The 12,279-nt window shown below is 72.5% G+C and carries 11 protein-coding genes; 8 read left to right on the forward strand and 3 right to left on the reverse strand.

Translation table 11 applies throughout. The features are described 5' to 3' along the window. The first annotated feature begins 16 nt into the window (after positions 1-16). The 4 genes from AB0411_RS06220 to AB0411_RS06235 all read left to right on the forward strand — a co-directional run bounded on the left by AB0411_RS06220 (position 17) and on the right by AB0411_RS06235 (position 4,118). A complete protein-coding gene (locus tag AB0411_RS06220; protein WP_366416050.1) occupies positions 17-1,189 on the forward strand; it encodes an acyl-CoA dehydrogenase family protein in 1,173 nt (390 codons plus the stop codon). A 47-nt stretch (positions 1,190-1,236) separates the two neighbouring features. Continuing rightward, positions 1,237-2,409 carry an acyl-CoA dehydrogenase family protein gene (locus AB0411_RS06225; RefSeq protein WP_366416051.1) on the forward strand — a complete coding sequence of 391 codons (1,173 nt, stop codon included), beginning with the start codon at positions 1,237-1,239 and terminating at the stop codon, positions 2,407-2,409. 126 nt (positions 2,410-2,535) lie between these two features. Beyond that, entirely contained in the window at positions 2,536-3,402 is an 867-nt protein-coding gene (locus AB0411_RS06230; RefSeq protein ID WP_366416052.1) for a 3-hydroxybutyryl-CoA dehydrogenase, read from the forward strand. Between the two features lie 104 nt (positions 3,403-3,506). Next, positions 3,507-4,118 carry a TetR/AcrR family transcriptional regulator gene (locus AB0411_RS06235; RefSeq protein WP_366416053.1) on the forward strand — a complete coding sequence of 204 codons (612 nt, stop codon included), beginning with the start codon at positions 3,507-3,509 and terminating at the stop codon, positions 4,116-4,118. A 29-nt stretch (positions 4,119-4,147) separates the two neighbouring features. On the opposite strand, the gene AB0411_RS06240 is transcribed toward AB0411_RS06235, so the two are convergent. Together AB0411_RS06240 and AB0411_RS06245 are read right to left on the reverse strand one after the other, a co-directional pair. Continuing rightward, positions 4,148-5,143, reverse strand: coding sequence for a D-cysteine desulfhydrase family protein (locus AB0411_RS06240; RefSeq protein WP_366416055.1), 996 nt, complete (start codon positions 5,141-5,143; stop codon positions 4,148-4,150). A 77-nt stretch (positions 5,144-5,220) separates the two neighbouring features. Further along, positions 5,221-5,994 (reverse strand): FadR/GntR family transcriptional regulator, encoded by a 774-nt coding sequence (locus AB0411_RS06245; RefSeq protein ID WP_366416056.1) that lies wholly within the window; start codon positions 5,992-5,994, stop codon positions 5,221-5,223. A 141-nt stretch (positions 5,995-6,135) separates the two neighbouring features. On the opposite strand from AB0411_RS06245, the gene AB0411_RS06250 reads away from it, so the two are divergent. Together AB0411_RS06250 and AB0411_RS06255 are read left to right on the forward strand one after the other, a co-directional pair. Continuing rightward, on the forward strand, positions 6,136-7,035 hold the full coding sequence (locus AB0411_RS06250; RefSeq protein ID WP_366416058.1) for a carbon-nitrogen hydrolase family protein: 900 nt from the start codon (positions 6,136-6,138) through the stop codon (positions 7,033-7,035). Between the two features lie 50 nt (positions 7,036-7,085). Beyond that, complete coding sequence (locus AB0411_RS06255) at positions 7,086-8,444, forward strand: APC family permease (RefSeq protein WP_366416059.1); 1,359 nt, start codon at positions 7,086-7,088, stop codon at positions 8,442-8,444. A 61-nt stretch (positions 8,445-8,505) separates the two neighbouring features. Here AB0411_RS06255 and AB0411_RS06260 read toward each other — a convergent pair whose 3' ends face one another. Further along, positions 8,506-8,898 (reverse strand): PPOX class F420-dependent oxidoreductase, encoded by a 393-nt coding sequence (locus AB0411_RS06260; protein WP_366416061.1) that lies wholly within the window; start codon positions 8,896-8,898, stop codon positions 8,506-8,508. A gap of 200 nt (positions 8,899-9,098) precedes the next feature. On the opposite strand from AB0411_RS06260, the gene AB0411_RS06265 reads away from it, so the two are divergent. Together AB0411_RS06265 and AB0411_RS06270 are read left to right on the forward strand one after the other, a co-directional pair. Continuing rightward, complete coding sequence (locus tag AB0411_RS06265; protein WP_366416062.1) at positions 9,099-9,650, forward strand: MarR family winged helix-turn-helix transcriptional regulator; 552 nt, start codon at positions 9,099-9,101, stop codon at positions 9,648-9,650. Then, a complete protein-coding gene (locus AB0411_RS06270; protein ID WP_366416063.1) occupies positions 9,647-12,238 on the forward strand; it encodes an MFS transporter in 2,592 nt (863 codons plus the stop codon). Before AB0411_RS06265 ends, AB0411_RS06270 begins: the two co-directional genes overlap by 4 nt. Positions 12,239-12,279 lie beyond the last annotated feature (41 nt).

Consider the following 12,279-nt stretch of genomic DNA (forward strand, 5'->3'; position numbering starts at 1 on the left):
CCGCCCCGGAGGAACCATGGACTTCCGCTACACCGCCCGACAGGCCGATCTGAAGGCCCGCGCCGCCGCCTACACCGAGCTGCTCTTCCGCTACGAGGACCAGGCCGAGGAGGCCGGCGGGCCGCTGCCGGCCGACACCGTCCGGGAACTGACCCGGGCGGCGATCGACGCCGGTGTCTACGCCATCAACATGCCCGAGAAGTGGGGCGGCCCCGGGCTCTCGCTGCTCGACCAGGTCATCGTCGAGGAGGAGTTCGGCAAGGTCACCAACTGCCTGTGGGACATCCCCTGGCGGCCCGCGAACGTGCTGGCGTACGGCACCGAGGCCCAGCGCGAGAAGTACCTCCTCCCCGTCATCCGGGGCGAGCGCTTCGACGCCTTCGCGGTGACCGAACCCGGCGCGGGCTCGGACCCCTCCTCCGGCACCAGCACCGCCACCCGCACCGAGGGCGGCTGGCTGCTCAACGGCGAGAAGTGGTTCGTCACCTGCGGGGACATCGCCGACTTCCTGCTGGTGCAGGCGGACGCGGGACCGGAGCGGGCCGCCACCCTCTTCTTCGTCGACAAGCAGGCACCGGGCGTGCGGATGACCCGGGTGCCGCGCTTCATGCACTCCGCGGTGAACGGGCACCCCGAGTTCACCTTCACCGACGTCTTCGTGCCCGACGAGGACGTCCTCGGCGGCGTCGGCAACGGCTACGAACTCACCAAGGAATGGTTCACCGACGAACGGCTGATGATCGCGGCCCGCACCACCGGCGCCGCGGAACGGGCCCTCGCACTGGCGCGGGACCGGGCGGTGGAGCGCCGGCAGTTCGGGTCGCCGATCGCCGATTTCCAGCTGGTGCAGGGGATGCTGGCGGACTGCGCGGTGGACATCGCCGTCAACCGGGCCTACACCCACCAGGTCGCCTGGGAGGCCGACCAGCCGGGCGCCGACCCCAAGGCGCTGCACGCCAAGGCCTCGACGGCCAAGCTCGCGGCGAGCGAGGCGGCGGGCCGGGTCATCGACCGGTGCGTGCAGATCTTCGGCGGCCGCGGCTACGACCGGTCCTACCCGGTCGAGCGGCTCTACCGCGAGCTGCGGGTGGACCGCATCTGGGAGGGCACCTCGGAGATCCAGCGTCTGATCATCGCCAACGAGCTCATCAAGCGCGGCACCCGCGCCCTCGACCTGCCCCTGCCCTGACCCGCGGCCACCACCCACCCGGCACCCCATCGACTCCGAGGACAGACATGGACTTCCGTCTCACCCCCCGCCAGGCGGACCTCAAGCGCACCGCGCGCGAGCTCACCGAGACCCTCACCGCGTACGAAACCGACTGCGAGGAGAACAACGGCCTGACGGCGGACGACCACGCCGCCATCCGCGACGCCGTCCTCGCCTCCGGTCTGCAGGCCGTCAACATGCCCCGGGAGTGGGGCGGCGCCGGGCTGACCATCCTGGAACAGGCCATCGTCCAGGAGGAGTTGGGGCAACTCACCGGCGCCCTGTGGGACACCGTCTGGCGCCCCGCCAACGCCCTGCGTTTCTGCACCCCCGCACAGCGCGCGCGCTACCTCGAACCGGTCATCCGCGGCGAGCGGCGCGACTGCTACGCGGTGACCGAACCCGGTGCCGGATCCGACCCGCAGAACCTGGCGACGACCGCGACGCGGACGGCCGACGGCTGGACGCTGAACGGCGAGAAGTGGTTCGTGACCGTCGGCGACCACGCCGACTTCATGATCGTCCTCGCCGCGGCGGGTCCGGACCGGGAGCCGACGCTCTTCCTCGTCGACAAGGACACCCCCGGCATCGAGATGACCCGGGTGCCGCGCTTCATGCACACCTTCGTCTACGAGCACCCCGAGTTCACCTTCACCGAGGTGACGGTCCCCGAGGACGCCGTGCTCGGGGGAGTGGGCAACGGCTATGACATCACCCGGTCCTGGTTCACCGAGGAACGGCTGATGATCGCGGCCCGCACCACCGGCGCCGCCGAGCGGGCGCTCCGGCTGGCGCGGGACTGGGCGGTGGAGCGCCGGCAGTTCGGGTCGCCGATCGCCGACTTCCAGCTGGTGCAGGGGATGCTGGCGGACTGCGCGGTCGACATCGCGGTCAACCGGGCCTACGCCCACCAGGTCGCCTGGGAGGTCGACGAGGGCACCGTCGACCGCAAGACCCTGCACGCCAAGGCGGCGATCGCCAAGCTCGCGGCGAGCGAGGCCGCGGGCCGGGTCATCGACCGGTGCGTGCAGATCTTCGGCGGCCGCGGCTACGACCGGTCCTACCCGGTCGAGCGGCTCTACCGCGAGCTGCGGGTGGACCGCATCTGGGAGGGCACCTCCGAGATCCAGCGCCTGATCATCGCCGGTGAACTGGTCAAGCGGGGCACGGGCGTCCTGCAACTGCCCACCGCCTCCTGACCCGGCCGGGTGCCCCGGTCACCGGCCGGGGTTACCCGGACCCGCCCCCGCCGTACCCCGCCCGGCACCCCTCACCCGCCGGGCGGGACCCGCGAGACGTCCCGCAACACCGGCCCAGGAGGAGCGATGTCGGAGCGAGCAGTCGAAACAGTCGGGGTCGTGGGCTGCGGCCTGATGGGCTCCGGCATCGCCGAGGTGTGTGCCCGGGCGGGCCGGGCGGTGCACGTCGTCGAGACCGGCCCGGCCGCCGCGGACGCCGGGCTCCGCCGGATCACCGGCTCCCTGGAACGCGCCACGGCGGCCGGCAGGCTCTCCACCGGGGACCGGGACGCCGCACTCGCCCGGATCACGGTCACCACCGACCTGGCGGCGCTGGCGGACCGCGACCTGGTCGTCGAGGCCGTCGCCGAGGACGAGCGGGCGAAGCTGGCCGTCTTCAACCGGCTCGACGAGGTGGTCCGGCGCCCGGACGCGATCCTGGCGACCAACACCTCCTCCCTTCCCGTCATCCGTCTCGCCTCCGCCACCGCCCGTCCCCAGCAGGTCATCGGCCTGCACTTCTTCAACCCCGTTCCGGCGCTGCCGCTCGTCGAGCTGGTGCCCTCCCTGCTGACCGGCGAGGACACCGCCCGCAGGACGCACGCCTTCGCCGCCGACGTGCTGGGCAAGGAGGTGGTGCACGCCGCGGACCGCGCCGGGTTCATCGTCAACGCCCTGCTCGTGCCCTACCTGCTGGACGCGGTGCGGATGGTCGAGTCCGGCACGGCCTCGGCGGACGACATCGACCGCGGGATGCGGCTGGGCTGCGCCCACCCGCTGGGGCCGCTCGCCCTGGCCGACCTGATCGGCCTCGACACGACGCGCGCGATCGCCGAATCGCTCTACGAGGAGTTCCGCGAACCCCGCTACGCGCCCCCGCCGCTGCTGGCCCGGATGGTCGACGCGGGCCTCCTCGGCCGCAAGTCGGGCCGGGGCTTCCACCCCTACCCCTGAGCCCGCCGGGCGGCGGACCGCCGAGGGCGCCGATGCGGGAAGATGGACCCGGCGGCCCCGCCGGGACCGCCGAGGACACCGACACCGACCCGGGGAGCACTCACGTGGCCAAGGCTGAACGCACTCTCGAAACGCGGGAACGGATCCTGTCCGCCGCGTGCGAAGTGATCGCCGAGGTCGGCTTCGAGAAGATCCGTATGCGGATGGTCGCGGAACACGCCGGTGTGTCCACCGCCCTGCTCCACTACCACTTCGAGAACCGTGAGCGGCTCTTCGCCGAGGCGATGACCCATTCCTTCGCCCAGACCGGCACGGAACTCGAACGGGACGCCGACTCGGTACCCGCCTCGGTGGTCCTCGCCCGCATCCTGCACAACATGCTGCCCACCGACCCCGAGCTGCGGCAGGACTGGCGGCTGTGGCAGGAGCTGTGGGTGCGGGCCCTGCGCGACGAGACCGCCCGGCATTTCGCCGTCGACCTGTACGACCAGCTGCACACCTGGATCGGCGAGGCCATCCGGCGGGGCATCGCGTCGGGCGAGTTCACCGACTGCGATGTGGAGGCGATCAGCACCCTGCTGGTCTCCCTGAGCGACGGGTTCGGCATCCGGCTGATGCTGGGCGACCCCCGCATCGACCTCCCCGCCGCCCAGGCGGCCATCTGGCACGCCGTCGCGGGAACCCTCGGCGTCCCCGACGCCTTCCCCGAGATCTGACCTCCGGCCCGGCGTCCGCGCCGCCGCGCTCACTCGTGGAACGGCAGGACCGTGAGCGCTTCCTGGCACCGGGCGACGGCGTCGCTGTGGCCGAACAGACCGGGCAGCCCGCCGGAGTGCAGCAGGACGGTGCGCCGCCCGGGAACCACGCTCCCGTCCCGCACCGCCGCCCGCAGCCCGGCCAGCGCGCGCCCGGTGTAGACCGGGTCGAGCGCGATGCCCTCCGTACGGCCCGCCAGCGTCAGGGCGTCCATCGACTCCTCGGTCAACGTGCTGTACCCGGCGCCGACTTGGTCCCGCCGCAGCCGCAGGCTCTCCGGTGCGTGGACGGTGCCGGACAGCGCGGTGACCAGGCCGGTGACCGTGCCCGCGGGGTCGCGCACCGCGCCGCAGTCGACGCCCAGCACCTTCCCGGGGCCGAGGGTGTCCACCAGGCCGGCCATCGTGCCACCGGATCCCAGGGCGACGACGACGGTGTCCAGACCGGGCGCCTGGCCCAGGAGTTCGCGCCCGCACTCGGCATAGCCGTACGCACCCAGCGGGCTGGAACCACCCAGCGGAATCAGCGCCGGGACGGCTCCCCGCTCCCGGAGCCGCTGCGCCACCTCCTCCGCCGCGGCCGCGAGCCCGCTGCCGTCCACCTCCCCGGCCCAGACGACGGTGGCCCCGAAGAGGCCGTCGAGGACGAGGTTCCCGGAGGTCGAGGAGCCGGCCGCACCGGCCAGCACCAGCACCACATCGAGCCCGAGCCGCGCGCCGGCGGCCGCGGTCAGCCGGGCGTGGTTGCTCTGTGCGGCGCCGGTCGTCACCAGGGTCGTGGCGCCCTCGGCGAGCGCCGCGCCGCAGATCCACTCCAGTTTCCTGACCTTGTTCCCGCCGCCGCCGAGGCCGGTGAGGTCCTCGCGCTTGATCCAGAGGTCGTCCGCCCCGAGGCCGAGCGCGCGGGCCAGCCGCGGCGCCGGCTCCAGCGGGGTCGGCCAGGTCGCGAGCGCTGCCCGCCGGGGGGTGCCGCCGTGCGAACTCATCGTCATGTCCTTCCGTCTGCCCTGCGGTGCCGGTCCGCCGGCCAGCGTGTCATGCCGTACGGAGCGGTGTACCCCGCTCAGCCGCCGGCCCGTGCCCCGGCGTCGTCCATCAGACCCACGAACATCGTCCGGTGCAGCTGGTCGACGTGCCGCCGGGCGACCTCGGCCGCGTCCACCGGGTCGCCGCGGCGCAGCGCGTCGACCAGGGCGCGGTGTTCGGCGTTGGACCGCCGGAGGGTGTCCAGCGGATACGGCAGGTAGTAGCGGTAGAGGTCCTGCAGCACCGCGCCGTACGGGGCGGTGGCGAAGGCGACGCCGGTGGCCTCGGCCACCGCCAGGTGGAACCGCTCGTCGTGGCGGCGGAACTCCGTCCAGCTCTCGGCGGCGTCCATCTCCGCGACGAGGCGGTCGAGGTCGTCGAGGGCGGGTGCGCCGGCGTGCAGCGCCGCCAGGTGGGCGACCCCGCATTCCAGGACGAGCCGGTGGTCGATCAGCCGGTGGACGTCGGCGGCTGCCGCGCGGTAGGCCGCGGCCTCGGTGACGGTCCCCTTCACGGGCCGCTCGGCGACCAGGGTGCCGCCGGTCCGGCCGCGGCGGCGTTCCAGCACCCCGTCGGCGTGCAGGGAGGCCAGCGCGCGGCGGACGGTGATGTCCCCGACGCCCAGCGCGGCGGCGATCTTGTCGGTCGGCGGGAGGCGTTCACCGGGGGCCAGCAGGCCGAGCTCGACGGCGAGGGCGATACGGGCGCGCACCGTGTCCAGGGCGGAGAGCCGCTGAATGCCGCCCAGCGGCGGGGCGTTCAGGCCCCGCACGGCCTCGGGTTCCGTGGTGTCGGGCAGGTCTCCGGGCATGGCTCACCCTAACAAATATCTCATGATGAGATCTCTTGAATAAGAGCTCATCTTGCTCTAATTTCATGCGGGTCGTGCTGTCCGCCCGGCGGCCCGTCGTCCGACGCACCCGCCCGGCCCGTGAGAACGCAGGTGAGGCCCGTGTCCCGACCCCTGCCCGTAGCCCTCGTCCAGGCGCCGCCCCGCCCGGCCGCGGCACCCCTGTCCGGCTTCGCCGAGGAGGTCGGGGAGCTGATCGCGCGCTTCCCGCAGACCCGGCTCGTCGTCTACCCCGAGCTGCACCTGTGCGGGGTGACCGGCTCCGCCGACGCCTCCGAGGACCAGCTGCGGGCGGCGGCCGAACCGCTGGACGGCCCCCGTGCCCGGCAGCTCGCCGAGCTCGCCGGCGACCTGGGCATCTGGCTGGTGCCCGGCAGCGTCTGCGAGCGGGGGCCGGGCGGCGAACTGTTCAACACGGCGCTGGCGTTCTCGCCCGAGGGCCGGCCGGCCGCCTCCTACCGCAAGATCTTCCCGTGGCGGCCGCACGAGCCCTATGTCCCCGGGGACCGCTTCGTCGTCCTCGACCTGCCGGGCACCGGCCGCGTCGGCTTCTCGATCTGCTACGACGCCTGGTTCCCCGAAGTGGCCCGCCACCTCGCCTGGATGGGCGCCGAGGTGATCATCAACCCCGTCATGACCACCACCGCCGACCGGGCGCAGGAACTGGTGCTCGCCCGCGCCAATGCCATCGTCAACCAGGTCTTCGTGCTCAGCGTCAACACCGCGGGCCCCACCGGCACCGGCCGCAGTCTCGTCGTCGACCCCGAGGGCCGGGTGCGCACCGAGGCCCCCGGCCAGGGGCCCGCCGTCCTCACCGACGTCCTGGACCTCGACGACGTCAGCCGGGTGCGGGAGTTCGGCACGGCCGGCCTGAACCGGATGTGGGACCAGTTCACCGACACCGACGTCCCGCTGGAACTCCCGCTCTACGACGGACGCATCGACCCGCGCCGCTGGCGGCCCGCAGGACCCGCCCCGTTCCCGCCCGGCACGGGCGGCTGACACCCCGCACCACCCCGCCCCGTACCGCGGCACATCCCCGGAGCCACCCCATGGACCCCTCCGAGCACACGCTCGCCCGCACCCTCACCCTCAAGTCCGTCGTCCTGTTCGGACTCGCCTACATGACCCCGTTGATCGTCCTGGGGACCTTCGGCGTCGTGGCCGACACCACCGGGGGCGCCGTCCCCACCGCGTACCTCCTCGCCCTGTGCGCCATGCTGTTCACCGCGCACAGCTACGGGAAGATGGCGGCCGCGTACCCCGTCGCCGGCTCGGCCTACACCTACGTCAGGGAGGCCATCGACGGACGCATCGGCTTCCTCGTCGGCTGGGCGACACTGCTGGACTACTTCTTCCTGCCCATGGTCATCTGGCTGATCGGCGGCGCCTACCTGCAGGCCCAGTTCCCCGGCGTCCCGTTCTGGGTGTGGATCCTCGGCTTCATCGTGCTGACCACGGCACTCAACATCCGCGGCATCAGGACCGCGGAGCGCGTCAACGACCTGCTGATGCTCTTCCAGTTCCTGGTGATCGCGTTCTTCGTGCTGCTGTCCCTGCGGCACGTGGTCCAGCTCGGCGGCGCGGGCGCGCTCGCCGACACCACGCCCTTCGCCAACCACGCCACCACCCTGGCCGGCATCTCGGCGGGCGCCGCCATCGCCGCCTACTCCTTCCTCGGCTTCGACGCGGTCACCACCCTCACCGAGGAGACCCTGGAGCCGAAGCGGACCATGCCCCGCGCCATCCTCCTCGTCGCCCTCATCGGCGGCGGGATCTTCGTCGCGGTGGCGTACGCGACCCAACTGGTCCACCCCGGCAGCGTCTTCGCCGACGCCGACTCCGCCGCCTTCGAGATCGCCCGGGTCATCGGCGGGGACGTGTTCGCCGCGGTGTTCCTCGCCGGACTGGTCGTCGCCCAGTTCGCCTCCGGCATCTCCGCCCAGGCCAGCACCTCCCGGCTGCTGCTCGCCATGGGCCGCGACGCCGTCCTCCCGCGCAGGGCCTTCGGGTGGATCCACCCCCGGCTGCGCACCCCCGTCTTCAACATCCTGCTCACCGGCGCCGTCGGTCTCATCGCCCTGGGCATGAACGTGGCCACCTCCACGTCCTTCATCAACTTCGGCGCCTTCACCGCCTTCACCTTCGTCAACCTCAGCGTCCTCGCCACCTACGTCCGCGGCCGCCGGGCGGGCGAGCGCCCCCGCGTCCTGCCGTACGTCGTCGCCCCGGCGATCGGCGCGGCCATCGACATCTGGCTGCTGGCCCACCTCGACTCCAAGGCCCAGCTCCTGGGCCTGATCTGGCTGGCGGTGGGCATCGCCTACCTCGCCCACCTCACCAAGGGCTTCCGCAGGCCCCCGCCGAAGATGGACCTCGCCGAGGACTCCCACGCGGCCGCCATCGGCTGAAGCGGGCCGGGGTGCCCCGGACCGCCCCGGACGCCGCCGTCCGGGGCGGTCCGGCCGTCCCCTATCCCGTGCCGCTGATGCTCTCCGGCGCGATGACGAAGAGGACGCGCTCCTCGTCGCGGCCGCCGTACCACGGGTAGGGCTTCCCGAGGTACTTCTGGGCGAGCTGCTCGATGTGCTCGACCGCGCCCTCGGTCGTGACCCCGACCACCCGGCCGCGTACCTGGAAGTAGCGCGCGGGGTGGTCGGGATCGCTGACGGCGACGGCCACGCGGGGGTCGCGCGCGATGTTCCGGGTCTTCACATGGCTCCGCACGCTGTTGATCAGCACATGGGTGCCGTCGGTGTCGACCCAGGTCTGGGTCAGCTGAGGGGAGCCGTCGGGCATCGAGGTGGCCAGAAAGCAGGTGCTCGGCCGGCGCAGCAGCGCGAGAAGTTCAGGGGGAAGGTGCACGACGGTCTCCCGGCCGGATCGGAGGGGGCGGCGGCCGGTCCGGACCGCTGAGGCCGCCGTGGGTACCTTCTCACCCCCCATCGCCGCTCCCGTCACCCGGTGTTGGTGGTGCGGAGCAGTCGGATCCAGCCGCTATGCTTGCTGGATACAAGCAAGGTGTTCAACTTGGACCGACAACATCACCGCGAGGGATCACGACGATGAGTAAGGGCACGGTCCATGCCTGCGACCGGGCTGCTGGGCAGGTCACCGCCGCGTCGGGACTGGACGAGGCGGCCGCCGGGCTGGGGACGGAGATCGTCCGCTTCTCCCGGCTGATCGCGGCGTGGAAGCAGCGCGCCAAGACCGACGGCGGCGCCGCCGACCGGGTGCTGCTGGCCCGGCTGGTGGTCGGCGGGGACCAGCGGGCGACCGATCTGGCCGCCGACGCGTTCCTCGACCTGTCGACCGTCAGCCGTCAGGTGCGCTCGCTGGTCGAGCGGGGACTGGTGACCCGCCGCCCCGACCCGGAGGACCGCCGGGGGTCGTTGCTGGCGGCGACCGACGCGGGGCGTGCCGCCTTCGCGCACTACCGCCGGCAGCGCGATGCCGAACTGGCCGCGCTCCTCGAACCCTGGTCGCCCGGCGACCGGGCCGACCTCATCCGGCTGCTGGGCCGTCTCAACGAGGACATGGCAGAACGACAACACACACGGCTGGGCCCCGGGGGAGACCAGGGCGGGGCCGTGGAGCAGGGAGACATACGTACATGAGCACAGCCACCTCCCCGCCCGCCGCGGGAGCCGAGGCGATACCCGGACCCGGGACCCTGAGTCACCGTCAGATCCTCACCATCCTCAGCGGCTTGATGCTGGGGATGTTCCTCGCCGCGCTCGACCAGACCATCGTCAGCACCTCCATCCGGACCATCGCCGACGATCTGCACGGCCTCAGCGAGCAGGCCTGGGCGACCACCGCGTACCTGATCACCTCGACGATCGCCACCCCGCTGTACGGCAAGCTGTCCGACCTGCACGGCCGCAAGCCGTACTACCTGGCGGCGATCACCATCTTCGTCGTGGGCTCGGTGCTGTGCACGTTCTCCACCTCGATGACCGAACTCGCTGCCTTCCGGGCGGTGCAGGGCCTGGGCGCGGGCGGTCTGATGTCCCTGGCGCTGGCGATCATCGGTGACATCGTCCCGCCCCGGGAACGCGCCCGCTACCAGGGCTACATGCTGGGCACCTTCGCCACCTCCAGCGTCGCCGGACCGCTGATCGGCGGGGCGCTCGCCGGACAGGACCAGCTGCTGGGGATCACCGGCTGGCGCTGGGTCTTCCTGGTCAACGTGCCGATCGGCATCATCGCGCTGTTCGTGGTCGCGAAGGTGCTCAACATCCCGCACACCAGGCGCGATCACCGCATCGACTGGTGGGGCGCGCTCACCATCTCCGTCGGCGTCGTTCCGCTGCTGCTCGTCGCCGAGCAGGGCCGGGAGTGGGGCTGGGACTCGTCGAGGTCGATCGCGTGTTACGTCATCGGCGTCGTCGGCATCATCGCCTGGATCTTCGTGGAGCGGTGGATCGGCGACGACGCGCTGATCCCGATGCGGCTGTTCCGCAACGGCACCTTCAGCAAGACCAGCCTGCTGTCCGTGCTGATCGGCATGGGCATGTTCGGCGGGATGCTGATGATCCCGCAGTACCTCCAGCTCGTGAAGGGCGCCAGCCCCACCAAGTCCGGACTGGAGATGCTGCCGCTGATGGCGGGCATGTTCATCGCCTCCATCGCCTCGGGCCAGATCACCTCCAAGACCGGCCGCTACAAGATCTTCCCGATCATCGGCACCGCGCTGATGATCGCGGCGATGCTGCTCTTCCACTTCCGGGTCCAGTGGGACACCCCGCTGTGGGAGACCATGATCTACATGCTGGTCTTCGGCCTGGGCCTGGGCGGCTGCATGCAGACCCTGGTGCTGGCCGTGCAGAACGCGGTGCCGCCGCGGGACATGGGCGTGGCGACCGCCTCGTCCACCTTCTTCCGTCAGATGGGCGCCACGGCGGGTACCGCGATCTTCCTGTCGGTGCTGTTCAGCACGGTCGGTGACAAGATCTCCTCGGCGTTCAAGGACGCCGCGTCCACCGAGCGCTTCCAGGCCGCACTGCGCGACCCCGCGGTGCTGCACGACCCCGCCAACAAGCCGGTGCTGGACATGCTCAAGCACCCCGGCAACGGCAACTCCTCGGGCGTGCTCAGCGATTCGTCCTTCATCCAGCACCTCGACCCGCGGCTGGCCGAGCCGTTCAAGCGCGGCTTCGCGGACTCGATGCACACCGTGTTCCTCATGGGCGCGGTCGTCGTCGCCCTGGCCTTCGTGCTGATGTGGTTCATCAAGGAGGTGCCGCTGCGGCAGATCTCCGGCCTGCAGGCGCGTGCACAGGCCGAGGCGGAGTCCGCCGCGGGAGCGGGGGAGGCCGCGGAGGGTGCGGCGAACGGTGCCGAGGACGGGGCCGACGCGGCGGGCGCCGAGGCGCCGTCCGTACCGGTCCCCGCCGCGGTCCCCTCGGGCGCCGCGGACCGCGGCGCCGGCACGACCGGCCCGGCGATCCGGGGAACGGTGCGGGACGGCGACGGCCGGCCGGTGGCGCAGGCCGCCGTCACCCTGATCAGCGTCGGCGGCCGGCAGCTCGGCCGGACGTCGACCGCGGCCGACGGCGGCTACGCCCTGCCCACGACGGGCCCCGGCACCTATGTGCTGATCGGCTCGGCGGGTGCCCGCCGGCCGCAGGCCGTGACGGTGGTGGTGGGCGGCGAGCCCGTGTCGTTCGACCTGACCCTCAGCGGCGCGGCCGGGCTCTCGGGCGAGGTCCGCGAGGAGAAGGGCGACGACCCGGTGCCCGGCGCGCTCGTCGTGGCCACCGACGTCCGCGGCGAGGTCGTCGCCTCGGGCGTGGCCGGCCAGGACGGCGGCTTCGCGTTCGGTGAACTGACCCCGGGCAGCTACACCCTGGCCGTCAGCGCCGAGCACCACCGCCCGTCCGCCCTTCAGGTGGAGGTCACCTCCGGCGACCGCAACTGGTACGAGGTGCGGCTGACGCTCGGCGCCCAGGTCCGCGGCACCGTCCGTACGGTGCGCGGCGGTCCGGTGGACGATGCCCGGGTGACCCTGCTGGACCCGGCGGGCAACGTGGTGGCCACCGCCACCAGCGGTCAGGACGGCGAGTACGTGTTCACCGACCTCGACAGCGGTGAGTACACCCTGATCGCCGCCGGCTACCCGCCGGTCGCCACCCCGCTGCACCTGGGGGCCGACGGTCACGGCGCGTTCGACATCGAGCTGAGCCACGACCAGGCGCACTGACGAAGGCCGGCCGATGCGGGTGAGGGGCCCGGTGCGGAAGG

The sequence above is a fragment of the Streptomyces angustmyceticus genome (assembly GCF_040701845.1).
GTDB lineage: Bacteria > Actinomycetota > Actinomycetes > Streptomycetales > Streptomycetaceae > Streptomyces > Streptomyces angustmyceticus_A.